Genomic DNA, 24,764 nt, shown 5'->3' on the forward strand with positions numbered 1-24,764 from the left:
ACCGACAACCCGGTGAACCACCCACTGGACCACTCTCCGCCGTGGTCCGAGGCGGTCAGTACATTCAGCATTCGTGCAAGGGATCGAAACGGTGAGCGCCCGAACGGTCGAAGAGGCCGCCAAGCGATTGGCCGGGGTGGTGACCCGCACGCCGCTCGAACCGAACGAGCGGCTCTCGGCGCGGGTCGACGCCCGGGTCTGGCTCAAACGCGAAGACCTCCAGACCGTGCGCTCGTACAAGATCCGCGGCGCCTACAACTTCATCGTCCAGCTCGACGCGGAGCACCGGGAGCGCGGCGTCGTCTGCGCGAGCGCGGGCAACCACGCGCAGGGCGTCGCGTACGCGTGCCGCCGTCTCGGCGCGGACGGCCGCGTCTACGTTCCCGGCACGACTCCCCGGCAGAAGCGCGAGCGGATCGCGACACTGGGCGGCTCGCACATCGAGGTCATCGTCGTCGGCGAGACCTACGAAGACGCCTTCACCGCCGCGAAGCAGGACGCGGAGCGCACCGGCGCGACGCTGGTCCCCGCGTTCGACGCGCCGGAGACGGTCGCCGGTCAGGGCACGGTCGCGATGGAGGTCGTCGCGCAGCTCGGGTTCGTCCCGGACGTCATGGTGGTGCCGGTCGGTGGTGGCGGCCTGCTCGCGGGGATCGCCGCGTGGGCCGCGGAACGCGCGCCGGAGATGCGGATCGTCGGCGTCGAACCGGCGGGCGCGACCTGCATGGCGGCCGCGCTGGCGGCGGGCGAGCCGGTGCGGCTCGAAGCCGTAGACACGTTCGTGGACGGCGCGGCGGTCGCGCTGGCCGGATCGGTGACGTATCCGCTGGTCCGTGACGGCGGCGTCGAGCTCACCGACGTCGCCGAGGGCGCGATCTGCACGGAGATGCTCGCGATGTACCAGTCCGACGGCGTGATCGCCGAACCCGCCGGCGCGCTCGCGACCGCCGCGCTGGGCGCGACGGTGAAGATCGACCCCGGGCAGATCGTGGTGTGCGTCGTCTCCGGCGGCAACAACGACGTCAGCCGCTACGGCGAAGTGCTCGAACGGTCGCTGATCCACGAAGGACTGAAGCACTACTTCCTGGTGGGGTTCCCGCAGGAACCCGGCGCGTTGCGGCGGTTCCTCGACGAGGTCCTCGGGCCGGACGACGACATCACGCGGTTCGAGTACGTGAAGCGCAACAGCCGCGAGACCGGTCCGGCGCTGATCGGCGTCGAACTCGCGCGGCCCGGTGACCTCGAAGGACTGCTGCACCGGCTGGAGGTGAGCCCGTTGCAGGTGGAGCGGGTGGAACCGGGCAGCCCGCTCTTCCACTTCCTCGTGTGACGCTGCCTGGTCTAACGCCCCGCATTTAGTCCTCTGGATGCGGTACTTGCGCGTGCAACGACCGCATCCAGAGGACGGAACGCGGGCTAGCGGAAAGCGGCGAGGTGGGTCCGGGCCCAGGTCGCGAACGGGCGTGGTTCCCGTCCGGTGAGGTCCTGGACGGCACCCGTGACCACGGAGTCGTCGAACTCGCCCTCGGCGAAGAAGCGGAAGAACGCGTCGACGTACTTCTCCGGCATCTCCGCGCTCATCGTCACCCGGGCTTCGGCGTCCGGCAGCGGCTCCAGCCGCAGTTCCCGGCCCAGCAGTTCGCTCAGCACGCGGAGACGGTCGGCTGGCCGGAGCGAACCCGGACCGGTGATGGCGTACGCCCGGCCCTCGTGCCCCGGCGTGGTCAAGGACTCCGCGGCGACGGCGGCGATGTCGTACGGATCGATCGTCGCCACCGGCACGTTCGCGAACGGCTCGCGGACGACGTCCCCCGCCTGAAGCTGCGGCACCCATTGCAGCGTGTTGGACATGAACCCGCTCGGCCGCAGGAAGGTCCAAGCCAGGTCCGACGCGCGCACCGCCGCCTCTGCCGCCATGTGCATCCCCGCGACGGCGTTGTCGGGCCGCCCGCCCACGACCGAACGCGACGACAGCAGCGTCACCTGCTCGACGCCCGCGCCACGCATCACTTCGAGCGCGCCGGGCATGTCGGCGTAGCCGCCGAGCAGGAAGACCGCCCGGACGCCCTCCAACGCGGTCTTCAGGCTCGTCGGTTCGTTGAGATCGCCCATCACCCCTTCGACGCCGTCGGGCAGCGGCCGCGGTGTGCGGACCAGCGCTCTGACGGAATGTCCGTCGCGGGTCAGGATGCCGGTCAGTTCCGAGCCGACGTTCCCGCCTGCCCCGGTCACCAAGATCATGAAGTTCTCCCCAGTGCGGTGGTCGCCGTCACAGACGACCGTCGTCGGCAACCCTGCCAGGGAGATCAAGACGGCTCAAGGCGCCTTCGGCACCGCCGGGTACGGGACGAAGGTGCTCGTGTTCTCGTCCACGGTCAGCTGCTTGCCGATCGTGGGGAACGCGCGCTGCGAACAGGCGGGCCGTTCGCAGACTTTGCAGCCCATGCCGATCGGGGTGGCCGCGGCGCGGTCGTCGAGGTCGAGCCCGGTCGAATAGATCAGCCGTTTCGCGTGCCGCAGTTCGCAGCCGAGGCCGACGGTGAAGGTCTTGCCGGGGCTGCCGTAGCCGCCGATGTTGCGCGACACCGTCCGCGCGATCCAGAAGTAGCTCTTGCCGTCGGGGAGGGTCGCGATCTGGGTGAGGATCTTGCCCGGCTGGGTGAACGCCTCGTAGATGTTCCACAGTGGACACGCGCCGCCGACGCGGGAGAAGTGGAAACCGGCCGCGGACTGGCGTTTCGACATGTTCCCGGCGCGGTCGACGCGCACGAACGAGAACGGCACCCCGCGGTTCTTCGGCCGCTGCAACGTCGAGAGCCGGTGGCAGACCGTCTCGAAGCCGACGCCGAAGTGGTCGCACAGCCGCTCGATGTCGTAGCGGAAGCGTTCCGCGCTCGCCAGGAACGGTCCGTAGGGGAGGATCAGCGCGCCGGCGAAGTAGTTCGCGAGCCCGACGCGGGCCAGTGATCGCGCGGCGGGCCCGGAGAACGCCCAGGAGTCGGCGAGTTCGGTGATCAGGTCGTCGTATTCGAGCAGGGCGATCTGCGAGGCCATCCGGAACGCCTGCTGCCCGACCCGCAGGCTCGGCGCCAGCCGCAGCACGCGTGGTCCCGGTTCGTACCGGTGCTGCTGGCCGTTGGCCTCGTCGATGCCCTCGTTCGTGACGTCGACGCCGTAGCGCTGGATGAGCGTCTCTTTCAGCGACGCGAGCACCTGGCCGCGGTGCAGCGGGATGTCGTGCGCCATCCGTTCGGCGCGTTCGTCCAGCTCGGCGACGTAGTTCTCCCGCTCGTAGAAGAAGTCGCGGACCTCTTCGTGCGGCAGCGCGGTGGCGGCGCTGCCGTGCAGGCCGAGGCCGTTCTCCATGGTCAGCGCGGCCGTGTTCTCGACGGCGTTGCGGTAGCTGCGATGCAGTTTGACCAGGGCCTGGGCGATCGTCGGGAGGTTCGTGGCGAGGTCGTTGAGCTCGCTGTTGGTGACGTCGACGCCGAGTACCTCGTCGAGCAGCGCCTCCTTCACGTCCGCGACGAGCCGGGCGGTGTCGTTGTTCGCGAAGAACTCGGTGTCCACTCCGAACGCCTGCGTGATGCGAAGGAGCACCGGGACGGTCAGCGGACGCGAGTTGTGCTCGATCTGATTGAGGTAACTGGGTGAGATCTCCAGCACACGGGCGAGATCCGCCTGGCTCATCGACCGGCTTTCGCGCAGATGCCGCAGCTTCGCTCCGGCGAAGGTTTTGTCCACTGAGGCCTCTCTGTCCGCAAGGTTTCCGGGCCTGAACGATTCAGTGAACGGTCAAGCACGTGGATTTTCGCTCGGCTTGCGAACGCGAGATTCGCAACCTTTGCAGGATGCTACGGAAGCTTCGCAGAAATTGGCAAATTGGAGCCCTGGATCGGATTTCCCCTGTCATGTCAGGGTCGGATCAGGAAAGGCGATCACTCGCAAACTTCGCAACACCCGGGAGAATCCGATGACTCAGCACGCGCAGCAGCTGGAGCAGGCGGCCGCCGAACTGGCCAAGCAGTGGGAGACCGACCCCCGCTGGGCGGGCGTGAAGCGTTCGTACTCCGCGGCTGACGTGGTCAAGCTGCGCGGCAGTGTGGTCGAAGAGCACACGCTCGCCCGCCGCGGTGCGGAGAAGCTGTGGGACCTCCTGCACAACGAGGACTACGTCCACTCGCTGGGCGCCCTGACCGGTAACCAGGCCGTGCAGCAGGTCCGCGCCGGCCTCAAGGCCATCTACCTGTCCGGCTGGCAGGTCGCCGCCGACGCGAACCTCTCCGGCCAGACCTACCCGGACCAGAGCCTCTACCCGGCCAACTCGGTGCCCGCCGTCGTCCGCCGCATCAACAACGCGCTGGGCCGCGCCGACCAGATCAACTGGGCCGAGGGCAACACCGACATCGACTGGTACGCCCCGATCGTCGCCGACGCCGAGGCCGGTTTCGGTGGCCCCCTCAACGCCTTCGAGCTGATGAAGGGCATGATCGCCGCCGGCGCCGCGGGTGTGCACTGGGAGGACCAGCTCGCTTCCGAGAAGAAGTGTGGTCACCTCGGCGGAAAGGTGCTGATCCCGACCAAGCAGCACGAGCGCACGCTGAACGCCGCCCGCCTCGCCGCGGACGTGCTCAACGTGCCGTCGCTGATCGTCGCCCGCACCGACGCGCAGGCCGCCACGCTGATCACCAGCGACGTCGACGAGCGTGACCGCAAGTACGTCACCGGCGAGCGCACCGCCGAGGGCTTCTACAACGTCACCAACGGCATCGACCCCTGCATCGACCGCGGTCTGGCCTACGCCGAGTACGCCGACCTGCTGTGGATGGAGACCTCCAAGCCGGACCTCGAGGTCGCCCGCCAGTTCGCCGAGGCGATCAAGGCGAAGTACCCGGACCAGATGCTGGCCTACAACTGCTCGCCGTCGTTCAACTGGAAGAAGCACCTGGACGACGCGACGATCGCGAAGTTCCAGCGCGAACTCGGCCACATGGGCTACAAGTTCCAGTTCATCACCCTGGCCGGCTTCCACGCCCTGAACTACTCGATGTTCGACCTGGCGCACGGTTACGCCCGCGAAGGCATGACCGCTTACGTCGACCTGCAGGAGCGCGAGTTCGCTTCGGAGGACCGCGGTTACACCGCCACGAAGCACCAGCGCGAGGTCGGCACCGGCTGGTTCGACAACGTCGCGACCGCGCTGAACCCGGAGAGCTCGACCACCGCGCTCAAGGGTTCCACCGAGGCCGAGCAGTTCTGATCCACCGCAAGTAGGTGACAGGTGGCGGTCTTTCGACCCCGGAAGACCGCCGCCTCCCTTTTCCTTCTATCTCTTTCGCGAAGCCCAGCGGAGGCACACCATGGTTGAGAAGCTGAACTACCGGATCGACGTCTGCGGACCTGCCGGTGACCGGTTCGACGAGATCCTCACCCCGGCCGCACTGGACTTCGTGGCCAAGCTCGACAACGCGTTCGCCGGCCGCCGCCGCGAGCTGCTCGACGCCCGCCGCGTGCGCCGCGAAGAGCTGCAGTCCGGTGAGAAGCCGCTGGGCTTCCTGCCCGAGACGCGCGCCGTCCGCGACGACAGCAGCTGGTCGGTCGCCCCGGCCGCGCCCGGTCTCGAAGACCGCCGCGTCGAGATCACCGGCCCGACCGACCGCAAGATGACGGTCAACGCGCTCAACTCCGGCGCGAAGGTCTGGCTCGCCGACTTCGAGGACGCGACCTCGCCGACCTGGCACAACGTCATCGACGGCCAGCTCAACCTGTTCGACGCGATCCGCCGCAACATCGACTTCACCACCGAGGCGGGCAAGCGCTACACGATCGGCGACGAGCCCGCGACGATCGTCGCCCGCCCCCGCGGCTGGCACCTGGTGGAGAAGCACATCCGCATCGACGGCCGCCCGGTTTCGGCGAGCCTGGTCGACTTCGGCCTCTACTTCTTCCACAACGCGCGCCAGCTGCTGGCCCGCGGCAGCGGCCCGTACTTCTACCTGCCGAAGCTCGAGAACCACCTCGAAGCGCGGCTGTGGAACGACGTCTTCCTGCTGGCGCAACGGGAACTCGGCATCCCGCGCGGCACCGTCCGGGCGACCGTGCTGATCGAGACGATCACCGCCGCGTTCGAGATGGAGGAGATCCTCTACGAACTGCGCGAGCACATCGCCGGGCTGAACGCCGGCCGCTGGGACTACATCTTCAGCGTCATCAAGAACTTCTCCTCGCACGGCGCCGACTTCGTGCTCCCGGACCGCGCGCAGGTGACGATGACCGTCCCGTTCATGCGGGCCTACACCGAACTGCTGGTGCGCACCTGCCACAAGCGCGGGGCGCACGCCATCGGCGGCATGGCCGCGTTCATCCCGAGCAAGGACCCGGAGATCAACGCGACCGCGCTGCAGAAGGTGCGTCAGGACAAGGAACGCGAGGCGAACGACGGTTTCGACGGCTCGTGGGTCGCGCACCCCGGCCTCGTCCCGGTCTGCCGCGAGGTGTTCGACGAGGCGCTCGGCGGCTGGCCGAACCAGCTCGGCAAGCTCCGGGAGGACGTCGTCGTCACCGCCGAGGACCTGCTCGACGTCGCCAGCGCCGGTGGCGAGGTCACCGAAGCCGGTGTCCGCGCCAACATCAACGTCGCGCTGCGCTACATCGACGCCTGGCTGCGCGGCACCGGCGCGGCGGCCATCCACAACCTGATGGAGGACGCCGCCACCGCCGAGATCGCCCGCTGCCAGATCTGGCAGTGGATCCGCAACGGCACGAAGCTCGAAGACGGCACCGCGCTCACCCGCGAACTCACCGTGTCCTATTTGGACGAAGAGCTGGCGTCGGTGCGCTCCGAACTGGGCGAGGGCAACCGTCTCGGCGACGCCTACGAGATCTTCACCGAGACCGCGCTGGGCGAGAAGCTGCCGAGCTTCCTCACCACCGGCGCGTACGCGCGGTACCTGACCACGCACTGACTCGAGGCTCCGGCCGCCCCTACCTGACGCGGGGCGGCCGGGTTCCACACCGGTTTGGGACGGTGTGGCCCAACGGGTCCGGCGGCGGAGGCTCCCCGCCGCCGGACCCGCTTCACGCGCGCGCTCTTCCGGTAGCGCTGTCGGGCGTGCGTCCTGTGGTCCGTGAAGGCCTCCTTGAGGGACCCTGGGTCCCTCAAGGAGGCCTTCACGGACTTGGTGCGAGCCGCCGCGGACCAGCGGAAAGGGACGAACCGATCACGGATCGCGAATAGGTAGCGGTACCTAGTGAAACCCCCGTTGTTTCGACGGCGGGGCGCGCGGATGCTCGGCGCCGGGTGGGAATTCCGCCTGTTTCCCCGAGGAGCCGTCATGAAGAAGCAGTTGAGAAGCGTCTTGGCCGCAGCCTTCGCAATCCTCGCCGTCGTCCTCGCCGCACCGGCCGTGTCCGCATCGGCGACCGTCGCGGCCCAGCCGGACTGCGTCCGCCCCTGCCATTTCTGATCTTCGTCACCTAGAGAAGTCCCGGGGGTCGCGCCCCTCGCGACCCGCGACATTCGTGGAGGGGGGATCCGGTTCCCCCGACGTACCGGGTTCCCCCTCCGCCCCAGCGCGTTCAGCTTGCCCAAGTCCGTGAAGGGCCCCTTTCCTACCCTGAAGGTAGTAAAGGAGGACCGGTATTTGCTTACCGATGCCTGACCTGCGCGAGGGTGGTGGTTGCGCGGGTACATCCGGTCGCAGGTCTTGATCAACGGAAGATCCGGGACACTCACCGTCCCCAATCCTCCGTTGATCAAGGTTGTGCCTGTCGTGCCCTGTGGCAGACAACCTGACGGGGGAAGATTCCGGACGTTGGACGGCCGGAATCTTCCCCCGTCGACCACACCGCCATCCAGCACGAGCTCCACACTCGACCGCCAGCCACACCAGTGGGTAAGCAAATACTGGTCCCTCAAGGAGGCCTTAACGGACTGCGGTGATCGCCCCGCACGCTCCAGGTGCACCAGCAGTCACAGCGGTGGCGCGTGAAGGCCCCCTTCCCTCGGCTCAGCCGAGGAAACTCGACCTTCGCACCCTGTCCAAGTACATGAAGGCCCCCTTCCTTGCGCTAGCCGCAAGCAAGGGGGCCTTCATGTACAGCAGGCGGGCGAGCGCCCAGCGCGTTTAGTCCTCTGAACGCGGTTTACGGCTCGAACGCGTTGCCCGTGGCGATCTTCGGGCGCCCCAGTTCCACCGGTTCCCCGATCCGGGCCCGCCGGTAGACCGCGACGGTCGCCTCCGCGATCCGGCCCCAGTCGAAGTCCGCGGCCAGGCGCGACTGCGCGGTCAGTGCCCGCCGCGCGGCGGCGACCTCGTCGTCCAGCACCGCCTCGACGGCGTCCCCGAGCGCGTCGACGTCGCCGGGGCTGAACGCCAGGCCGGTCTCGCCGTCGACGACGACCTCGCCGAGCCCGCCCGCGGTGGACGCCACGAGGGGCGCCTTCGCGGCGGCCGCCTCCAGCGCGACGATCCCGAACGGCTCGTAGCGGCTGGGCAGCACGACGGCGTCGGCGGCGGCCAGGATGGCGCGCAGTTCCCGGTCGGACAGGTGCCCGACGAAGTCCACGGCGCGGCGGACACGCAGCTTGCGCGCCTGGTCGACCAGTTCCTCCAGATGCCTGCCCTTGCCGGCGACGACCAGCCGGGTCCCGGGTTTGGCGCGGCGGATCCGGGGGAGCGCGGCGAGCAGGTCCTGGACGCCCTTCTCCCATTCCAGCCGTCCGAAGTAGAGCAGCAGCGGCGCACCCGACGGGCTGTAGACCTCGCGCGCGTGCGCGACCTCTTCCGCGGGCACCTGCCAGGTGCGCTCCTCGATACCGTTGTGGATCACGGTGACCGCGTCGCCGTCGACCTCGAACAGGTGCGCCACCTCGCGGCGCATGGCCTGCGAACAGGTGATCAGCGCGTCCGAGCGGTTCGCGAGCCACCATTCCACCGAGTGGACCTGCTGGTTCAGCGGATGCGAGAGCCAGCCGGAGTGCCGTCCGGCCTCGGTGGCGTGGATCGTGCCGACCAGCGGTACCCGCGCGGCCTCCGCGATCGCGATCGCGGGATGGGTGACCAGCCAGTCGTGCGCGTGCACGACGTCCGGCTGCCAGCCGCGCAGCAGGTCGGTCGCGGCGCGGATCATCGCGTGCCCCATGGCCAGCGTCCACGCGACGAGGTCCCGTTCGAAGGTGACGTGCAGCGGATCCTCGGCGACCCGGATGATCCGCACGCCCTCGACCACGCGATCGGTCCTCGGATGGGTCTCGGCGTCGGTGCCGGCCGTGTGACGGCACAGGACGACCACGTCGTGCCCCTGCCGGGCGAGGTGCCGGGCCAGGGCGTGGACGTGCCGTGCCAGTCCGCCGACGACCACGGGTGGGTACTCCCACGACAACATCAGCACGCGCATGGGTGGAGGTTACTCGTGAGTCGGTCGTCACCGGGACCGGGCGATCACCCGGGGCGACGCATCCGGGCGAGCGCGACAGAGGCGGCGATCTTTGCCACCATCGGGTCGATGACGTCCTCGGTGAACGCGGCCGAACCGGCCTTCAAGCCCGTCGAACCGATCCTGTCGACCCCGTGGTCCGCGCAGGTCGGACCCGGCGACGCGCTACCGGAGTACCCGCGCCCGCGGCTGGTCCGCGAACGCTGGCTGAACCTCAACGGCGTCTGGGAGTACGCGGGCGACGGATCGCCCGGCCGGAACGGGTACGGCGAGCGGATCCTGGTGCCGTTCCCGCCGGAGTCGGCGCTTTCCGGGATCGGACGGCACGACGAAACCCTCTGGTACCGCAAGGTTTTCCAGGTCCCGTCCGACTGGGACGGACAGCGGGTGATGCTCCGGTTCGGCGCCGTCGACCAGTCCGCGACGGTCTGGGTCAACAACCAGGAGGTCGCCGTCCACGAAGGCGGGTACACGGCCTTCAGCGCGGACATCACCGATGTGCTGCGGCCGTCGGGATCGCAGGAACTGACCGTCCGCGCGATCGACCGGACCGACGCCTCGACGCACCCCGTCGGCAAGCAGCGGAACGCCCCGGAAGGGATCTTCTACACCGCCGCGTCGGGCATCTGGCAGACCGTCTGGCTGGAGCCGGTGCCGCCCGCGCACGTCACGGATCTCGGGCTGACGCCGGACCTCACCGGGGTGACGGTTGTGCCGAAGGTCACAGGCGGTGCCCGGGTGGAAGCGATCGTCAGCGAGCCCGGCGGCGGGGAAGTGGCACGTGTCGCTGGGGACGCGGGGCGGCCGTTGCGCGCGGAGGTGCCTTCGCCGCGTCTGTGGACGCCGGACGACCCGTATCTCTACGACCTCGAAGTCCGTTTGCTCGACGAGAGCGGCACCGTGCTCGATGTCGTCGAGTCCTACACCGGGCTCCGCACGATCGGGACGGTCGCGGACGCCGAGGGCAGGCCGAGGATCGCGCTCAACGGCCGCATCACCTTCCTCCACGGCCCGCTCGACCAGGGCTACTGGCCGGACGGGATCCACACCGCCCCCACCGACGAGGCGCTGCGGTTCGATCTGGAGAAGACGAAGGAACTCGGCTTCAACTTCGTCCGCAAACACGTCAAGGTCGAGCCGGAGCGCTGGTACCACTGGGCGGACAAGCTGGGCCTGCTCGTCTGGCAGGACATGCCGTCGCTCACCGTCTCCTTCGACGGCCCGCCCGGGCCCGCGCCCGACCCGGTGCCCGAGGCGAAGGCGCGGTTCGAAGCCGAACTGATCGAGATGGTCGAGCAGCTGCGCGGGGTGACCTCGATCGTCGGCTGGGTGCCGTTCAACGAGGGCTGGGGCGAATTCGACACCGCGCGGATCGCGAAGCTGGTGAAGGACCTCGACCCGACCAGGCTCGTCGTCGCGAACAGCGGGGTGAACTGCTGCTTTTCCCGGCCGGACGCCGGCGCGGGCGACGTCTACGACGACCACACCTACGTCGGGCCGGGGAAACCCGCGGTGACCGGCCATCGGGTGATCGTCGACGGCGAGTACGGCGGCCTCGGCCTGGTCCTCGACGAGCACCGCTGGCCGGGGAAACCGCAGGCCTACGAGATGACGCCGACCTCGGCACAGCTGACCAAGCGCTATGCGGAGGTCGGCGAACACCTCGAACGGATCGTCGCCGGAACCGGCCTTTCCGGCGCGATCTACACCCAGACCACCGACGTCGAGAACGAGGTCAACGGCCTGCTCACCTACGACCGGAGGGTGGTCAAGGTGGATCTTTCCGCCGTCGCCGTTCGCAACCGCTCGGTCATCGAGGCGGGTCAGCCCGGCTGAGGCTCGATCGGACCGCCGGAGTCACGGACCCTGACGGGTACCCCGAGCAGCTGAGAAGGCAGCTGCCCGGGGTCGTGACCGGGGACCATCCATACGTCGATGGTGGGTGCTCCCTCGGCCTCGCCCTGTCCGACCCCGACCACTCCGGGGACGTCGTCGAGCCACCGCGACGCGGTCACGAGCGCGGCGTCGACAGTGCCTGCGGCGTCGGAATCGGACACTACGGGTACACCCTGATCCCGAGCGCGGCCTCGACCAGCGTGATCCGGTTGACCACGGTGACCGCGGGCGAACCGGCGAACAGCAGGCCGACGGCGAAGTCGTTGTCCAGCTCCGCCACGATGCTGCCCGAGTCGCCACCGGCCGACATGTTGGTGGTGAGCAGCTGGTTCGCGAACCGGGCCACCCGGCCGCCGCCGTAGTTGACGTCGACGGTGGCGTTGATGTTCGTGATCCGCCCGGTCGTCCAGCTGGTCGTCCGGCCGGTCTTCTGCACCGCCAGGCCGACGGTCGGCGCCGGATTGACGCCCCGGAGATTGCCGACCCAGAAGATCCGCCGGTCGAGGTCGTGGAACTGGCCTTCGGCGACGGCCGCGTCGACGAAGTTCAGCGGGGCCGGCTGTCCGGGGGTGATGAACTTGATCGGCACGTACCGGCTGAGCCTGGCGATGACGTCGCTGGGGACGACTCCGCCGTCGAACGGGCCCGGCTGCAGGATCGGGTCGCCGATGGCCGCGGCGTTGGTGTTGGCCAGCACGTGGTTGTTGCTCAGGATGTAGAACCTCGGCGGTATGCCGGGCAGGGAAGCGGCGTCGTAGACGGCGGTGCCGTACGTGCCGGCGGTGATCTGGAAGTGGCCGACACTCAGCCCGCCGAACGCCGGGCGGAAACGCCTGGCCAGCGCCAACGGATCGACGGCTTCACGGGGTGCTTCGGCCCGGCCCGCCGGTGCCGACGCGGGTGCCTCGTCGAGCGACGGGGAGGAGCCGTTGGTCTTCGGTGCCGAAAGGGTCCGGCCCGCTTGCAGCACGCCGACCTCTTGGACATCGGTGGGCACACCGGACAGTTCCGAGGGGATCAGGTCGTCGTCGCGGAGCAGTTCGCTCGGCAGTTTCGTGTCGACCAGGACCGTGATCGCCTTTTCCCCGGTGTCCGTTCCTCCCGACCACTTCGTGCCGAGCGCGACCCCCACGACGTTCTGTTTGTCGAGGAGAGCGTTCTCTTCGGACGCCTGTACGGTCGCGAGTGAGAGGAATTCCTTGGGTAGCATGTTCTTTTCGATCATATCGCCACACTTTTCTTGTTGTCGGCGTTGACGAAGTGCGGGCTCGGACGATCTTTTCCCAGTGGTTTGTGGAGAGCCCCGACGAAAGTCTTCCCCCGGGCGCGGGGTCGCGCCATAGTGCAATCGGGTACACCGATTCACCCGACGATGGCAGGGATTCCCTTGTGTGGCAACGTTTTGTGAACGACAAACCGGCCATCGCGCGAGCGTTACCGGAATTAAGGGACTTTGGTCACCGGTTCACCGGAAAAGGAAACGGGCGGGTTTCCGGAGATAACTCCGGAAACCCGCCCGTCCTGCGCGGAATCGTGTGTCAGCCGCCGATCGTGGCGTCGATGGCCTTGGTGATCGTCTCGTCCTCGGGTTCGGTGCGCGGGCGGAATCGGCCCACCACTTCACCGGACGGGGCGACGAGGAACTTCTCGAAGTTCCACTGCACGTCGCCCGCGGCGCCTTCCGCGTCGGCCGCCTTGGTGAGCTCGGCGTAGAGCGGGTGCCGCGTTTCCCCGTTGACGTCCAGCTTTTCGAAGAGCGGGAACGAAACCCCGTACGTCGTCGAGCAGAAGGTCTGGATCTCCTCGGCGGTGCCCGGTTCCTGACCCGCGAACTGGTTGCACGGGAACCCGACGACGGAGAAACCCTTGTCCGCGTAGCGTTCCTGCAACTTCTCCAGTCCGGTGTACTGCGGCGTCAGTCCGCACTTCGACGCCACGTTCACCACCAGCAGCGCCTTGCCTTCGAGCGCGCCGAGCGTGGTGTCCTCGCCCGACAGCGTCTTCAGCGGGATGTCGTGGATCCCCATGGTTCCCCTTTCGTCATTTCCTCAGGAGGTCACGCGCGTCGACGTGCCCGAACGGCCCGTCGTCGCGCCGGAACGCGGCCGCCGTCTCCCGGGCCCGCTCGTGCGCGCCGTCGCGGAGCAGCCCGGCGAGCGTGTCGAACCGGTCGGTGTGCGCCTTCGCCCGCCGCCGCGCGTAGTCGGCGGCGGAATCCTTGGTGACCATGAACGCCCAGTCGCTCGAAAGCGCCAGCATCGCCTCGGCGACGGCCTGATCGCGGACGGCGTCACGGGTCGTGGTGTCCATTCCGGTGACGAGGTCGAGCATCCGGTGCTGCAACGCGGTGTTGTCCCGCACCATGTCGGCGACCTGCTCGCCGTCCCAGACCCGCCAGTCCTTGCCCGAACCCCACGACGACGCCGGGAGGTCGACCCGCCCGCCGAGGTGCCCGGCTTCGAGCGCGCCCTTGAGCGTGGTGACGCGGACGCCCGCCTCGGGCAGCGCGCGCAGGACGCCTTCGAGCCAGGCGGGTCCCTCGTGCCACCAGTGCCCGAACAGTTCCGTGTCGTACGCGGCGACGACGAGCGATTCGCGGCCGTGCTCGGCCTTGAGCGAGCGGAGGCGGGAGACGACGGTGTCGACGAAGTCCTGGACATGGCCGCCGAGCGTGGCCGCCGCCATCGCCGGGTCGTACGGCGCCTTGTCCGGCGGCTCGATGGTCTTGCCGGTCACCCGCGACGGCTTGAGGCCGACCTCGTGCGCCCAGGTGTGGAAGTCGCGATAGGCGGCGTGGCCGGGGTATCCGGCCTTCGGCGACCAGACGCGGTACGTGACTTCGAGGTCCCGGCCGAAGCAGACGACGTCGGAATCGCCGACCGTCCGCGCCGCCGACGTGTCGCCGTGCAGCGACGGCCCGTCGACCATGAACCGCTGGACGCCCGCGGCCGCGTACCCGGCTTCCATACCGGGCGCGTAACCGCATTCAGGTGCCCAAATGCCTTCGGGGCGCCGCCCGATCCGCAACGCGGTGTCGGCGAGGCCGCCGCGCAGCATGAAGTCGCGGACCGCCGGGTCGAGCAGCGGCTGGAACGGATGCGCCAGCGGGCCGCCGAGCAGTTCGATCGTCCCGTTGTCCACAAAGGACCGGAGAATCGGTGAGAAACCGTGTCGCCAGCGGTTTTCGAGCTCCTCCGACGCTTTGATCGCCGTCCGGTACTCGCTCGCGGCGAGGTCGCGCAGCAGCGGGTCGCCCTGCCAGAGGGTGGACGCGTGCCAGGCGCGCAGCTGCCAGTGGCCGAGCCAGTCGTGAAAGGCGTCGATGCAGTACGGGTCGTCGAGCTGGGCGGCGAGGATCGGCGTCATGCCGAGGGTGAGGACGTCTTCGCGGCCCTCGTCGGCGAAGCGGCGGAGGAGGTCGACCATCGGCAGGTAGGAATGCGCCCAAGCCTGGTAGAGCCATTCCTCGCCGACCGGCCAGGATCCGTGGTGCGGCAGCCACGGCAGGTGGCTGTGCACGACGAGGCAGAACGTGCCCTCGTGCTCGCTCATGGGCGCACCGCCACGGCGACCAGGTCGAGGCTGGCGTCGAGGTCTTCACCGTGGACGGTGAAATCCGCGGCCTGGATGCCTTCGACGTCGGCGAGCAGCTTCGCGGGCCAGGTCGCCTGGCCGGGCAGTTGCCCCATGACGACGTCGAGCTGGGCGTCGATGATCGAGCCGCCGTACTTGGCGTCGAGCTTCGCGACGCCCTCGCCGTGGTGGAGGCCGTGCAGGGTCTCCACCACGAAGCCGGCCGCGCACAACAACTCGTCCAATTCGGACGGTGCGAGTTCCCTGGTGTGGAACGGGTTGAGCGGGGTGTCACTGTCCGGGGTGAAGGTCAGCCGGTTGGGCGTGGTGACGATCAGCCGTCCGCCGGGGGTGAGCACGCGCCGGCATTCGGCGAGGAAGGCGCCCTGGTCCCAGAGGTGTTCGATCACCTGGAAGTTGGCGACGACGTCGACCGAGGCGTCGCGCAGCGGCAGGAACACCAGGTTCGCCCTGGCCACGCCGACGCTCGCGTAGCGGCGGGCGACGTGCTCGGTGGTGGGGACGTCGTAGTCGAGCGCGAGCACCCGCTCGGCGACGGTGGCGATGAGCCCGGCGCCGTAGCCCTCACCGCAGCCCGCCTCCAGGACGGTCTTGCCCTCGCACAGCGGCAGGAGCTGTTGATACGCCGCTTCATGGCGGCGGAACCAATAGTTCTCCTCGGCGATGCCCGGCACGGTGCGTTCACCGGTGAGGTGCAGCGCTTCGGCCCTGGTGGCTGGGGTGGTCACGCCGCGACCCTACCGGCCGGTCACTTGGGCCCGCGTGTCACGTTTCGCGGCGCTGTCCGGTCCAGAAGACATGCAACGGACAATCACCCGCGTACTGCTCGTCGTCTTCGGTCTCGTCGAACTGCCGGTCGGCCTGTGGCCGCTGCTCAGCCCGGACGGCTTCTACCGGGACTTCCCCGGGTTCCGTACCGGTTGGGTCGCGATGGACGGCCCCTTCAACGAACACCTGATCGCCGACTTCGGCGGCCTCAACCTGGCGCTCGCCGCGATCCTGATCGGCGCCGCCGTGATCGGGACGACGGCCGTGGCCAGGCTAGCGGCGCTCGCGACCTTCCTCTTCGGGCTGCCGCACTTCCTCTACCACCTCGGCCACGTCTCGCATTTCGAGCCGGTGGACCAGGTGCTGATCGTCGGGATGACAGCGCTGGGCGCGGTGCTTCCGCTGGTACTGGCGCTGATCCCGGGCAAGCGCCCTACACCGGCGACACCGTGATGCCGATGGCGCCCGGTCCGAGGTGGGCGCCGAGGATCATGCTGGCGTCGACCAGGGTGCTGTCGACCATTTTGGGCAGCCGCGCCCGCAGCCGCCCGCCGATTTCGAGATCGCGCTCGTCCGGCCCGAACCGGGTGATCGCGATCTCGACGTCCTGGTCGCCCGCGCAGTCCACCGCGAGGTCGACGAGTTTGTTGAGCGCCCGGCGCTGGCCCGGCACCCGGGTCAGCGGCGCGACCTCGCCGTTCTTCAGCGTCAGCAGGGGTTTGATCGAGAACGCGGAACCAAGGAAGGCCTGCGCTGCGCCGATCCGGCCGCCGCGGCGCAGGAACTCCAGCGTGTCGACGTAGAGGATCTCGCGGCTGCCGCGGAACCGGCGTTCGGCGGCGTCGATGACGCGCGTGGCCTGCCCGCCGGCGGCGGCGACCTTGGCCGCCGACGTCGCCGCGAAACCGAGGCTCATCCCGGTGGTCCCGCTGTCGAGCACGTGGACGGGGATGTTCACCTGCTGGGCGGCTTCGCGGGCGGCGTTCACCGTCTCCGACATGCGTCCCGAGATGTGGACGCTGACGACCGCGGAGGCGCCCCGGCTCGCGGCGTCCTGGAACGCCCAGAAGAACGCGGCGACCTCGGGCGGCGCCGTCTTCACCGGTGTCCCGGCACGCAGATGGTCGATGATCTCTTCGCGGTCGTAGCGGTTCTCCTCGTCGAACTGCTCTCCGACCTGCAATTGGACCTGCACGACGCCGATTCCCCAGCGTTCGGCGACCGGGGCGGGAAGACAGGCGGTGGAGTCCGTGATCACGGCGACAGGGCCGGGCATGGAACGCATGGTGCGGCAGGTTAACCCTTCACCTCTACCGGGAGTACCCCCGAGTACGGCCGTTCGGGTTAGTCGCCCGGTTACACTCACTTCCGGGTGAAATAGCTGGACGATGGTCCCACTAAAACGTGCATCCAGGTGAATGAGGTCACCTCGGCGGGCCGCGGCGCCGAAATGGCCCTAATCTACCGGCCAGTAGAGCTGTTGCCCCGTGGCCGACGCCGGCCACTAACGGGAGGTCGAAGTAGACCCATGACGAACATCGTTGTCCTGGTCAAGCAGGTACCGGACACCTACTCGGAGCGGAAGCTCTCCGGTGCCGACAACACTCTTGACCGCGAATCCGCCGACGCCGTGCTCGACGAGATCAACGAGAAGGCCGTCGAAGAAGCCCTGAAGATCAAGGAAGCCGGCGAGGGTGAGGTCACCGTCGTCTCGGTGGGTCCCGACCGCGCGACCGACGCGATCCGCAAGGCGCTGTCCATGGGCGCCGACAAGGCCATCCACGTCTCCGACGAGGCCCTTCACGGCTCCGACGCCATCGCCACCGCCAAGGTGCTGGCCGCTGCGATCTCGAAGGTCGAAGGCTTCGACCTGGTCATCACCGGCAACGAGGCCTCCGACGGCCGCGGTGGCGCCGTGCCGGCGATCATCGCCGAGCTGCTCGGCCTGCCGCAGCTGACCCACGTGAACGAGCTGACCGTCGAGGGCACCTCGATCAAGGCCGACCGCTACACCGAGGACGGCGTCACGCACCTCGAGGCGAACCTCCCCGCGGTGGTGAGCGTCGGCGAGAAGATCAACGAGCCGCGCTACCCCTCCTTCAAGGGGATCATGGCCGCCAAGAAGAAGCCGGTCGAGACGCTGACCGTCGCGGACCTCGGCCTCGACGCCGGCGAGGTCGGCCTCGGCAACGCCTGGTCGTCCGTGCTCGAAGCCTCCCCGAAGCCGCCGCGCACCGCCGGTGAGCGCGTCGAGGACGAGGGCGACGGCGGCAGCAAGGTGGCCGCCTACCTGGTCGCCCAGAAGCTCATCTGAGACAGGTTTCGAGGAGGAATAGGGAAATGGCTGAAGTACTCGTCCTCGTCGACCACGTCGACGGTGAAGTCAAGAAGGTCACGCTCGAGCTGCTGACCGCCGCTCGGGAACTGGGTGAGCCGTCCGCGGTCGTCGTCGGCCCGACCGGCACCGCCGCCAAGGCGAAGGAAGCCCTCGCCGCGCACGGCGCCGCCAAGGTGTACGTCGCCGAGGGTGACAACGCCACCGGCTTCCTGGTCACCCCGAAGGTGGACGTCCTCGCCGCGCTCGCGGAGCGGACCTCCCCGGCCGCCGTGCTCGTCGCGGCCAGCGCCGAGGGCAAGGAGGTGTCCGCCCGGGTCGCGGTCCGCCTCGGCTCCGGTCTGCTGTACGACGCCGTCGGTGTGAACAGCGACGGCAGCGTCGACCAGTCCATCTTCGGTGGCGCGTTCTCCGTGAAGTCCAAGTCCACCAAGGGTGTCCCGGTCATCTCGGTCCGCCCGGGCGCGGTCGAGGCGACCCAGGCCGACGGTGCCGCCGCCGAGGAGACCGTCGAGGTCCCCGCCGGCGACCCGGCGAAGTCCGCCAAGGTCACCGGTGTCGAGCCGATCGTCGGCGGCGACCGTCCGGAGCTGACCGAGGCCTCGGTCGTCGTCTCCGGTGGCCGCGGTGTCGGCTCGGCCGACAAGTTCGACGTCGTCGAGACGCTGGCCGACTCGCTCGGCGCGGCCGTCGGTGCTTCCCGCGCCGCCGTCGACTCGGGCTACTACCCGGCGCAGTTCCAGGTCGGCCAGACCGGTAAGACGGTCTCGCCGCAGCTGTACATCGCGCTGGGCATCTCCGGCGCGATCCAGCACCGGGCGGGCATGCAGACCTCGAAGACCATCATCGCGGTCAACAAGGACGCCGAGGCGCCGATCTTCGAGATCGCCGACTTCGGTGTGGTGGGCGACCTGTTCAACGTCGCGCCGCAGCTGACCGAAGAGGTCCAGAAGCGCAAGGGCTGAGCCCTTTGTCGTGACGGGGCCGTCCGGGATTATTTCCCGGGCGGCCCCTTTTTCGTGACCGGGAAGTGACCTCTCACCCTGAGAGAAGTCTGAGAACCCGCAATTAACTGAACGTGCACTAATCGGCCATCGGGCGCATTGTCGTTGGTACCCCTCCGGGGGTAGACCTTGATTATGACGACGTCACAGCTCCTCGTCAGCACTGACCAGGCAGGTGTCGAACTCCCGGCCGACGCGCCGCGTTACTCCCTCCTCGTGGCCAACGGGAACGAAGAAGTCGTTGCCGCGCAGCGTCTTCGCCATCAGGTTTTCGCCGAGGAAATGGGAGCGACGCTCAATTCGCTCGAACCCGGTCTCGACGTCGACTACTTCGACGAGTTCTGCGATCACCTCGTGGTGCGCGACGACAACACCGGCGAGATCGTGGGCACATACCGGATGCTGCCGCCCGATCGGGCCGCGCGAGCGGGAAAGCTCTACTCCGACAGCGAATTCGACCTCACGGCGCTCGATTCCCTGCGTCCTTCGCTGGTCGAGACGGGCCGTTCGTGCGTGCATCCCGACCACCGCAGCGGCGCCGTGGTGAGCCTCGTCTGGGCGGGGATCGGGCGCTACATGCTGCTGGCCGGGCACCGGTACCTCGCGGGTTGCGCGTCCGTGCCGCTGACCGACGGCGGGGTCTACGCCGCCGGCGTCTGGGATGTCCTGCGCGCCAAGCATTACGCGGACGAATCCCTTCGGGTGACGCCGCTGAACCCGTGGCGGACCGAAGGCGTCGAGCGGCCCGCCCGCGCGATCCTCCCGCCGCTCATCAAGGGGTACACGCGCCTGGGCGCGAAAACCTACGGTCCGCCCGCGCTGGACGAGGATTTCGGCGTCGCGGACTTCTTCGTCCTGCTGGATCTGCACAACGTCGACGAGCGGTATCTCAAGTTCTTCCTGGGAGAGCAGGGATGAGCCACGCCTGGATGCCGAAGTCGCCGTGTGGCGACGGCTGCCTGACCGAAGGGGCGCCGACGGTGGCGTTCCCGCGGCGCGTCCTGCGGTTCACCGCGGCGATCGGCGTCATCTTCGGCGCCTTCCTGGCCGCGCCGCTGGTGCTCGTGCTGCGCGGCATGCCCCGGGAACGCTTGGTGCGCCTGCTTTTCGTGGGGATCCTTCGCTCGTTCGGGGTACGGCTGCGCGTACTCGGTGACGAGCGGTTCCGTGCCGTGCCCGGCCGCGGCGCGCTCGTGGTGAACAACCACATCTCGTGGCTGGACATCATCGCGGTCAACGCGGTCCAGCCGATGCGGGCGCTCGCCAAGAAGGAGGTCGGCACCTGGCCGGTGCTCGGCCTGCTGGTCCGCCGCGGCGGCAGCATCTTCCTCGACCGGGAGAACCTGCGGAGCCTGCCCGCGACGATGGACGAACTCGCCGCCGCGATGCGCGGCGGCTCACTCGTCAGCGTGACCCCGGAGGGCACCACCTGGTGCGGTCTGGGGTCGGGCCGGTTCCGCCCGGCGACCTTCCAGGCCGCGATCGACGGCGGTGTCCCGGTGCGGCCGCTCGCACTGCGTTTCCGGCTCGCCGACGGCCGGGAGACGACCCAGCCCGCGTTCATCGGGCCGGAGTCGCTCATCGCCTCGCTGCGGCGGGTCGCCGCCCTGCGCGGTCTCGTGCTGGAGGTGCACGTGTGCCCGGAGATCGCGCCTGGCCGCGCTTCGGACCGGCGGGAACTGGCCGCGCTGGCGGAATCCGCGGTGCAGGCGGCACTGGGACGGGTGCAGATCCCGGCGCAGCGGCGGCGTCGCCGTCCGATCTCCGCTCCGATCGCTCCTCCCGCCCCCGCCCGGACTCCGGCGGGCTGAAGGGGACTTTCCCCGCATGGGACGTGGTGAAAGCGCCCTTCACCGCGTCCCATGCGGGCATGGTTCCCTTCAGCTCACTCGAAGGTCAGCGTGATCTTCCCGCCCGCGTGCCCCGTCGCGCTCTCCCGGTGCGCCTCCGCGACATCGTCGGGCGCGTAAGCGGTCCCCAGCTTGAGCTTCAGCTCACGCGAGACGAGACCCTCCAGCACCGCGGGGGTCTGCTCCCCGCCCGCCGAGAACTTCAGCCCCTGCGCGTAAGCGGCGGGGTCGGCGATCGTGATCAGCCGGTCGGGTGACCCGAGCAGGGCGACGGAGTCACCCAGGACGCCGAAGCCCGCCGCGTCGAACACCGCGTCGACGCCGTCCGGCGCGGCCGCGCGGACTCGCGAAACCCAGCCGTCGCCGTACTGCACCGGCACCCCGCCGAGTTCCTTCACCTCGTCCAGCGAGGAAGCACCCGCCAGCCCGACGACCGTGGCGCCCAGCTCGACCGCGGCCTGCGTCGCGATCCGGCCGACCTGGCCGCTCGCCCCGTGGATCACGAGCGTTTCGCCCGGCTTGACCTCCAGTTCGCCCAGCACCCGCAACGCCGTCTCACCGGCGACGGGCAGCGAGGCGGCTTCGGCCCACGAAAGCCCGGCGGGCTTCCGGGCGATCGTCGTCGCCAGCGCGTACTCCGCGTAAGCCCCGGTGTCGGCCCAGCCGAAGACTTCGTCCCCGACGGCGAATACGGCGCCTTCGCCCACGGCGTCCACCACGCCCGCGAATTCGTGGCCGAGGACGTGCGGGAATTCGACCGGGTAGACCTCCTCCATGGCACCGGACCGGATCTTCCAGTCGATCGGGTTGACGCCGGCGGCCTTGACCGCGACCCGCACCTGACCCGGGCCGGGTTCCGGCGCCGGGACCTCGGCGGACCGTAGGACGTCGGTGTCGCCGTACTGGGTGATGGTGATCGCTCGCATGTCCACTCCTGTTTCGGTTGCCTTCGCTGCGATCAGTCAACCGGCGCCCGGACCTCGCCCGAACCACTCGGACGAGCAGTGTTCACTAGCCGGGCGAGCAGCGTCGCCCACGATGGACGCGCCTACTGTGGAGTCATGGACGAGTGGTCGGATCCGCTGTACGTGCTGAGCCAGGTCGAGCGCATGCTCGCCGCCACGCGCGCCGAACTCCTGCCGCGGTTCTCCGCGGCGGCCGCGGCCGTCCTGCCGCACCGGGCCGCCGCCATGGAGACCGGTGACTGCTCCCGTATCCCGATCAAGGTGCACGGCGATCCGGTGATCACCGGCGCGGTCACGAGCGCGGAACTCCAGCGGCTCGCCGCGCTCGGCGTGCCGGGGCAGGCGGTGGTGGCCGAAGAGACGCTCGGCGGGCAGCGCCGGAAACTCGTCGTCCTGACCTCGGCGCCGGTGATCGGCAAGGGCGCGATGATCGCGCTCGTCCCCACCGAGGACGCGCTCGCGGACCGCGCGCTCGAGATCGTCGCCAAGCTGTGGGGCGTCGTCAGCGTCAGCGCCGCCCAGCGCGCCACGGATCCCGAGCCCGAGATCATCGCGAGCAACCTGGCGGCCGCGACGGCGCGGGCGCAGACCATCACCGATCTGGGGCAGACCCACGCGACCACGCTGGCGTCGTTGCTCGCCGTGTTGCGCTCCCGCCGGCTCGGCGACGCCGCCGCCCGCCAGACGGCCACCGACCTCGCCGCGGCCGCGCTCGTCGAACTGCGCTCGGTCGCCGACCGTGATCAGGAGCTGTCGGCGGAACCGGCGTCGGCTGCGTTCGACACCCTCGCCGCGCAGCTGGATCCCTTGGTGCGCCACAACGACATGACCGTCGACCTCGCCGGGCCCGGTGACGACCGGCCGCTCCCGCAGGACATCGCGCACACCGCGCGCACGGTCACCCGGGGGCTCGTGCTCGCCGCGCTGGAACGCGGCAGCTCCCGGGTCCGGGCCTCCTGGGCGATCGACGGCGGGGCGCTGCGGATCACCGTGCGCGACGACGGCCCGGACGTCGCCCGCGCCGTGCCCGGCACCGGTCTCACCGAGCGGATCACCCCGCTCGACGGCCGCTGGGAGGTCGACGCCGTCCCCGGCTGGGGCGCCACGATCACCGCGATCCTGCCGCTCGGTGTCCCGGAGACCCCGGAGCTGCGCCCGCTGGACAGGCTGAACTCGCGCGAACTCGAAGTCCTCGCCGGGATCGCCCGCGGCAAGCGGAACCGGCAGATCGCCGAGGAACTCCGGCTGACCGAGCACACGGTGAAGTTCCACGTGCGGAAGATCCTGGGAAAGCTGGAAGTCACGTCGCGCGGCGAGGCCGCCGTGCTGGCGCGGGAGCTGCGGCTGGCGCCCGTCAGCGCTTGACCTCCACCGAACTGGAGGTGGCACGCTCGTCGTATGACGATCACTGGGGACAAGGCGGAGCCGAAGGGTGTCCTGTGGACGCCGGAGCATCGGGTGACCACGATCGGGCTGCTGCTCATGGTCACGCTCATCGCGTTCGAGAGCATGGGTGTCGCGACCGCGATGCCGACGATGGTGGCCGATCTCGACGGTCTCGCCCTGTACGCCTGGCCCTTCACCACCTTCCTGGTCGCGAGCGTCGTCGCGACCGTCCTTTCCGGGCGGCTCGGTGACCGCAAGGGCCCGGCGCCCGCGCTGCTCGCCGGGACCGCGTTGTTCGCCGTCGGGCTGCTGGTGGCGGGGCTCGCGCACGACATGCCGCTGCTCCTGCTGGGCAGGGCCTTGCAGGGGTTCGGGTCCGGGCTCCTGCTGGTCTCGGTGTCGCTACTGATCGCGCTCACCTTCAGCGACCGCGAACGTCCGGTGATCTACGCCGCGAACGCCGCCGCCTGGGTGCTGCCCGCGGTGATCGGGCCGTCGATCGCGGGTGTGGTGACCGTGAGCGTCGGCTGGCGCTGGGTGTTCCTCGGGCTGATCCCGCTGACCGCCGTCGGCGTGGGGCTGCTGGTCGTCGTCACGCGCAAACTGCCGCGGCACGTGCCCGGCGAGTCCGCGCGCCGCGCCGGGGTCGTGCCCGCGGTGGTCGCCGCACTCGGCGTCGCCGCGCTCACCTGGGCGGCGCAGCACCCGTCCCTCGCGGCGCTGGCCTACGGCGGCGCCGGACTGGTCGCCCTGGCGTACGCGCTCCGCAAACTCCTGCCCGCCGGGACGCTGACGTCGCGGCCGGGGTTGCCGACAGTGATCGCCTCGCGCGGGCTGATCGCGGGCGCGTACGCCGGAATGGAGGCGTATCTGCCACTGACGATGACCGAAGTGCACGGTTACAGCCCCGCGCTGGCCGGATTGCCGCTGACGGTGACCGCGCTGGGCTGGTCGGCGGGGTCGATGCTGCAAGGCCGCATGCTCGACTGGTCGCGCGAAGCGTCCTTGCGGACCGGGTTCGCGCTGGTCGCGGCCGGTCTGGCGATCTTCGTCTTCGTCCCGCTGCCCTCGTTCCCCGCCTGGATGGCGTTCGTCGCGTCGGCGGTCGGCGGCTCCGGGATGGGCATCGCGATGCCCGCGATCTCGGTGTTGCTGCTCCGCTACTCGCCGGAGGCCGAACGCGGGTTCAACACCTCGGCGCTCCAGCTCGGCGACTGGGTCGGATCGGCCCTGACCATCGGTTTGGGCGGGGTTCTGCTCGCTTCGCTGGCGTCGGCGAAGGAGCCGACGGTGGCGATCTTGGTGCTTTCGGTGCTGCTGACCGGCATCGCGCTGCTCGGGGTGCGGCTGACCGGCCGATGGCCTTCGGCTATGAGCGTCGCTTGATTGCGGAGCTGATCTTCCGAACCCGCTCCGGCCGCAGGCCCCGTGATCGCGGGGGCAGGGCGCCCGGTCCGCGTTCAGGTCGGTGAAATCGCTGACGAGCGCCCTGTCGACGCGATCACGGACGCGGGTTCCTATGAGCACC

21 protein-coding genes and 1 pseudogene are annotated in these 24,764 nt (G+C 69.5%); 12 read left to right on the top strand and 10 right to left on the bottom strand.

Annotation, left to right across the window (positions count from 1 at the left end):
- Window positions 1-73: 73 nt before the first annotated feature.
- On the top strand, window positions 74-1,330 hold the full coding sequence (gene ilvA / locus B0293_RS05735; protein WP_039919943.1) for a threonine ammonia-lyase IlvA: 1,257 nt from the start codon (window positions 74-76) through the stop codon (window positions 1,328-1,330).
- Window positions 1,331-1,416: 86 nt separating this feature from the next.
- Here ilvA and B0293_RS05740 read toward each other — a convergent pair whose 3' ends face one another.
- Window positions 1,417-2,241, bottom strand: coding sequence for an NAD(P)H-binding protein (locus B0293_RS05740; protein ID WP_005167911.1), 825 nt, complete (start codon window positions 2,239-2,241; stop codon window positions 1,417-1,419).
- A gap of 75 nt (window positions 2,242-2,316) precedes the next feature.
- A complete protein-coding gene (locus B0293_RS05745) occupies window positions 2,317-3,744 on the bottom strand; it encodes a short-chain fatty acyl-CoA regulator family protein (protein ID WP_005167913.1) in 1,428 nt (475 codons plus the stop codon).
- 229 nt (window positions 3,745-3,973) lie between these two features.
- Here B0293_RS05745 and aceA point away from each other — a divergent pair, with 229 nt between their 5' ends.
- The 3 genes from aceA to B0293_RS44665 all read left to right on the top strand — a co-directional run bounded on the left by aceA (window position 3,974) and on the right by B0293_RS44665 (window position 7,466).
- Complete coding sequence (gene aceA / locus B0293_RS05750) at window positions 3,974-5,260, top strand: isocitrate lyase (RefSeq protein WP_005167915.1); 1,287 nt, start codon at window positions 3,974-3,976, stop codon at window positions 5,258-5,260.
- A 100-nt stretch (window positions 5,261-5,360) separates the two neighbouring features.
- Complete coding sequence (gene aceB, locus B0293_RS05755) at window positions 5,361-6,965, top strand: malate synthase A (RefSeq protein WP_005167918.1); 1,605 nt, start codon at window positions 5,361-5,363, stop codon at window positions 6,963-6,965.
- A 369-nt stretch (window positions 6,966-7,334) separates the two neighbouring features.
- Window positions 7,335-7,466: a hypothetical protein gene (locus B0293_RS44665; protein WP_005167921.1), complete on the top strand. Its 132-nt coding sequence runs from the start codon at window positions 7,335-7,337 to the stop codon at window positions 7,464-7,466.
- A gap of 679 nt (window positions 7,467-8,145) precedes the next feature.
- Here B0293_RS44665 and B0293_RS05760 read toward each other — a convergent pair.
- Window positions 8,146-9,399, bottom strand: a complete 1,254-nt coding sequence (locus B0293_RS05760; protein ID WP_005167923.1) for a glycosyltransferase family 4 protein — start codon at window positions 9,397-9,399, stop codon at window positions 8,146-8,148.
- A 108-nt stretch (window positions 9,400-9,507) separates the two neighbouring features.
- On the opposite strand from B0293_RS05760, the gene B0293_RS05765 reads away from it, so the two are divergent.
- Window positions 9,508-11,274 carry a glycoside hydrolase family 2 protein gene (locus tag B0293_RS05765; protein ID WP_039919946.1) on the top strand — a complete coding sequence of 589 codons (1,767 nt, stop codon included), beginning with the start codon at window positions 9,508-9,510 and terminating at the stop codon, window positions 11,272-11,274.
- Here B0293_RS05765 and B0293_RS05770 read toward each other — a convergent pair.
- The 5 genes from B0293_RS05770 to B0293_RS05790 all read right to left on the bottom strand — a co-directional run bounded on the left by B0293_RS05770 (window position 11,262) and on the right by B0293_RS05790 (window position 15,656).
- Window positions 11,262-11,495: a hypothetical protein gene (locus tag B0293_RS05770; RefSeq protein WP_005167927.1), complete on the bottom strand. Its 234-nt coding sequence runs from the start codon at window positions 11,493-11,495 to the stop codon at window positions 11,262-11,264. The two genes, B0293_RS05765 and B0293_RS05770, sit on opposite strands and share 13 nt — an antisense overlap.
- Window positions 11,495-12,559 (bottom strand): chymotrypsin family serine protease, encoded by a 1,065-nt coding sequence (locus B0293_RS05775; RefSeq protein WP_005167928.1) that lies wholly within the window; start codon window positions 12,557-12,559, stop codon window positions 11,495-11,497. Before B0293_RS05775 ends, B0293_RS05770 begins: the two co-directional genes overlap by 1 nt.
- A gap of 313 nt (window positions 12,560-12,872) precedes the next feature.
- Window positions 12,873-13,361, bottom strand: coding sequence for a glutathione peroxidase (locus tag B0293_RS05780; protein WP_005161949.1), 489 nt, complete (start codon window positions 13,359-13,361; stop codon window positions 12,873-12,875).
- Between the two features lie 13 nt (window positions 13,362-13,374).
- Window positions 13,375-14,886 (bottom strand): 1,4-alpha-glucan branching protein domain-containing protein, encoded by a 1,512-nt coding sequence (locus B0293_RS05785; protein WP_005161952.1) that lies wholly within the window; start codon window positions 14,884-14,886, stop codon window positions 13,375-13,377.
- Window positions 14,883-15,656, bottom strand: coding sequence for a class I SAM-dependent methyltransferase (locus B0293_RS05790; protein WP_005161955.1), 774 nt, complete (start codon window positions 15,654-15,656; stop codon window positions 14,883-14,885). Before B0293_RS05790 ends, B0293_RS05785 begins: the two co-directional genes overlap by 4 nt.
- A gap of 70 nt (window positions 15,657-15,726) precedes the next feature.
- Between B0293_RS05790 and B0293_RS05795 the strand changes: the two genes are divergently transcribed.
- Complete coding sequence (locus tag B0293_RS05795; protein ID WP_005161958.1) at window positions 15,727-16,149, top strand: hypothetical protein; 423 nt, start codon at window positions 15,727-15,729, stop codon at window positions 16,147-16,149.
- Here B0293_RS05795 and B0293_RS05800 read toward each other — a convergent pair.
- Entirely contained in the window at window positions 16,130-16,981 is an 852-nt protein-coding gene (locus tag B0293_RS05800) for a DegV family protein (RefSeq protein ID WP_005161961.1), read from the bottom strand. The genes B0293_RS05795 and B0293_RS05800 overlap by 20 nt on opposite strands.
- Before the next feature lie 243 nt (window positions 16,982-17,224).
- Between B0293_RS05800 and B0293_RS05805 the strand changes: the two genes are divergently transcribed.
- The 4 genes from B0293_RS05805 to B0293_RS05820 all read left to right on the top strand — a co-directional run bounded on the left by B0293_RS05805 (window position 17,225) and on the right by B0293_RS05820 (window position 20,846).
- Entirely contained in the window at window positions 17,225-18,010 is a 786-nt protein-coding gene (locus B0293_RS05805) for an electron transfer flavoprotein subunit beta/FixA family protein (RefSeq protein ID WP_005161964.1), read from the top strand.
- 26 nt (window positions 18,011-18,036) lie between these two features.
- On the top strand, window positions 18,037-18,996 hold the full coding sequence (locus B0293_RS05810; RefSeq protein WP_005161966.1) for an electron transfer flavoprotein subunit alpha/FixB family protein: 960 nt from the start codon (window positions 18,037-18,039) through the stop codon (window positions 18,994-18,996).
- Window positions 18,997-19,317: 321 nt separating this feature from the next.
- Complete coding sequence (locus tag B0293_RS05815; protein ID WP_245820055.1) at window positions 19,318-19,953, top strand: GNAT family N-acetyltransferase; 636 nt, start codon at window positions 19,318-19,320, stop codon at window positions 19,951-19,953.
- Window positions 19,950-20,846: a lysophospholipid acyltransferase family protein gene (locus B0293_RS05820; protein WP_005161971.1), complete on the top strand. Its 897-nt coding sequence runs from the start codon at window positions 19,950-19,952 to the stop codon at window positions 20,844-20,846. Before B0293_RS05815 ends, B0293_RS05820 begins: the two co-directional genes overlap by 4 nt.
- 74 nt (window positions 20,847-20,920) lie before the next feature.
- On the opposite strand, the gene B0293_RS05825 is transcribed toward B0293_RS05820, so the two are convergent.
- Window positions 20,921-21,811 carry an NADP-dependent oxidoreductase gene (locus B0293_RS05825; RefSeq protein ID WP_005161975.1) on the bottom strand — a complete coding sequence of 297 codons (891 nt, stop codon included), beginning with the start codon at window positions 21,809-21,811 and terminating at the stop codon, window positions 20,921-20,923.
- A 135-nt stretch (window positions 21,812-21,946) separates the two neighbouring features.
- On the opposite strand from B0293_RS05825, the gene B0293_RS05830 reads away from it, so the two are divergent.
- Together B0293_RS05830 and B0293_RS05835 are read left to right on the top strand one after the other, a co-directional pair.
- Entirely contained in the window at window positions 21,947-23,215 is a 1,269-nt protein-coding gene (locus tag B0293_RS05830; RefSeq protein ID WP_005161977.1) for a helix-turn-helix transcriptional regulator, read from the top strand.
- Window positions 23,216-23,242: 27 nt separating this feature from the next.
- Window positions 23,243-24,622 (top strand): annotated as a pseudogene (locus B0293_RS05835) (MFS transporter); the annotation flags it as partial.
- Between the last annotated feature and the right edge of the window lie 142 nt (window positions 24,623-24,764).

Origin of the sequence: Amycolatopsis azurea DSM 43854, assembly GCF_001995215.1 — a bacterium.
In the GTDB taxonomy this organism is placed as follows: Bacteria; Actinomycetota; Actinomycetes; order Mycobacteriales; family Pseudonocardiaceae; genus Amycolatopsis; species Amycolatopsis azurea.

What these genes read in the sequence shown, in the direction of transcription:
- B0293_RS05740 (WP_005167911.1), bottom strand. Translation starts at nt 2,241, where the DNA reads ATGATCTTGGTGACCGGGGCAGGCGGGAACGTCGGCTCGGAACTGACC.
- aceA (WP_005167915.1), top strand. Translation starts at nt 3,974, where the DNA reads ATGACTCAGCACGCGCAGCAGCTGGAGCAGGCGGCCGCCGAACTGGCC.
- aceB (WP_005167918.1), top strand. Translation starts at nt 5,361, where the DNA reads ATGGTTGAGAAGCTGAACTACCGGATCGACGTCTGCGGACCTGCCGGT.
- B0293_RS44665 (WP_005167921.1), top strand. Translation starts at nt 7,335, where the DNA reads ATGAAGAAGCAGTTGAGAAGCGTCTTGGCCGCAGCCTTCGCAATCCTC.
- B0293_RS05760 (WP_005167923.1), bottom strand. Translation starts at nt 9,399, where the DNA reads ATGCGCGTGCTGATGTTGTCGTGGGAGTACCCACCCGTGGTCGTCGGC.
- B0293_RS05765 (WP_039919946.1), top strand. Translation starts at nt 9,508, where the DNA reads ATGACGTCCTCGGTGAACGCGGCCGAACCGGCCTTCAAGCCCGTCGAA.
- B0293_RS05775 (WP_005167928.1), bottom strand. Translation starts at nt 12,559, where the DNA reads ATGATCGAAAAGAACATGCTACCCAAGGAATTCCTCTCACTCGCGACC.
- B0293_RS05780 (WP_005161949.1), bottom strand. Translation starts at nt 13,361, where the DNA reads ATGGGGATCCACGACATCCCGCTGAAGACGCTGTCGGGCGAGGACACC.
- B0293_RS05785 (WP_005161952.1), bottom strand. Translation starts at nt 14,886, where the DNA reads ATGAGCGAGCACGAGGGCACGTTCTGCCTCGTCGTGCACAGCCACCTG.
- B0293_RS05795 (WP_005161958.1), top strand. Translation starts at nt 15,727, where the DNA reads ATGCAACGGACAATCACCCGCGTACTGCTCGTCGTCTTCGGTCTCGTC.
- B0293_RS05800 (WP_005161961.1), bottom strand. Translation starts at nt 16,981, where the DNA reads ATGCGTTCCATGCCCGGCCCTGTCGCCGTGATCACGGACTCCACCGCC.
- B0293_RS05805 (WP_005161964.1), top strand. Translation starts at nt 17,225, where the DNA reads ATGACGAACATCGTTGTCCTGGTCAAGCAGGTACCGGACACCTACTCG.
- B0293_RS05810 (WP_005161966.1), top strand. Translation starts at nt 18,037, where the DNA reads ATGGCTGAAGTACTCGTCCTCGTCGACCACGTCGACGGTGAAGTCAAG.
- B0293_RS05815 (WP_245820055.1), top strand. Translation starts at nt 19,318, where the DNA reads ATGGGAGCGACGCTCAATTCGCTCGAACCCGGTCTCGACGTCGACTAC.
- B0293_RS05820 (WP_005161971.1), top strand. Translation starts at nt 19,950, where the DNA reads ATGAGCCACGCCTGGATGCCGAAGTCGCCGTGTGGCGACGGCTGCCTG.
- B0293_RS05825 (WP_005161975.1), bottom strand. Translation starts at nt 21,811, where the DNA reads ATGCGAGCGATCACCATCACCCAGTACGGCGACACCGACGTCCTACGG.
- B0293_RS05830 (WP_005161977.1), top strand. Translation starts at nt 21,947, where the DNA reads ATGGACGAGTGGTCGGATCCGCTGTACGTGCTGAGCCAGGTCGAGCGC.